This window comes from Sphingomonas sanguinis (assembly GCF_001476905.1).
GTDB lineage: Bacteria > Pseudomonadota > Alphaproteobacteria > Sphingomonadales > Sphingomonadaceae > Sphingomonas > Sphingomonas sanguinis_B.
Genome location: NZ_LDTE01000214.1, coordinates 1 through 630 on the forward strand (window position 1 = coordinate 1; position 630 = coordinate 630).

General features: G+C 71.9%; 1 protein-coding gene. It reads right to left on the reverse strand.

The annotated features are described in order from the left end of the window. Positions 1-630, reverse strand: a 630-nt coding sequence (locus SB4_RS18665) for an MFS transporter (protein ID WP_193753901.1), incomplete at both ends; no start/stop codon positions are given.

Sequence of the window (630 nt, forward strand, 5' to 3'; positions counted from 1 at the left end):
CCCAGTCCAGCCGCTCGGTCGGCGCGAGGGTCAGGCCCGTCATGGCCAGCAGGGTCAGCGCGTGCGCCACCATCGCGATGCGGCGCGAGGACCAGTGCCGCGCGATGGCCATCCAGCCGGGCAGCGCCAGCGACTGGGCGAGCGTCACGGTCAACAGCGCAGGGCCCGCCCAACCCGGATCGCCCCGCACCGCCGCACCGTAAAAAGGCAGGGCACGCTGGAACAGCGGCACGAACCCCGCTTGCGCGGCGATGACCAGCAACAGGCGGGAAAAATCGGGGTTGCGCGCATAATCGCGCAGCGGCTTCGGCGTGCCGGTTCGGCCTGCGGCGCGCGACGGCGGAGCCAAATGGCGCGTGGCCCAAAGCGCGACGAACAGGGTCCCCATATACAGCGCGCCGCCGCCCATGGCGGCCGTCGCCAGCGACTGGCGCTGCGCCTGCGGATCGGCGAGCGATAGGCTGGTGCCAGAGGCGAGCGCCAGCAGCGCGACACCCGACGCACTGAACAGCAGCCGCAGACCCGAGACGCGCGCCGCATCGCCCGGTCGCTGCGCCACCCGGATCAGCAGCGTGTTGTGACCGACATCACACAGCGAATAGCCGATCCGGCACGCGACGATCGCCGCCG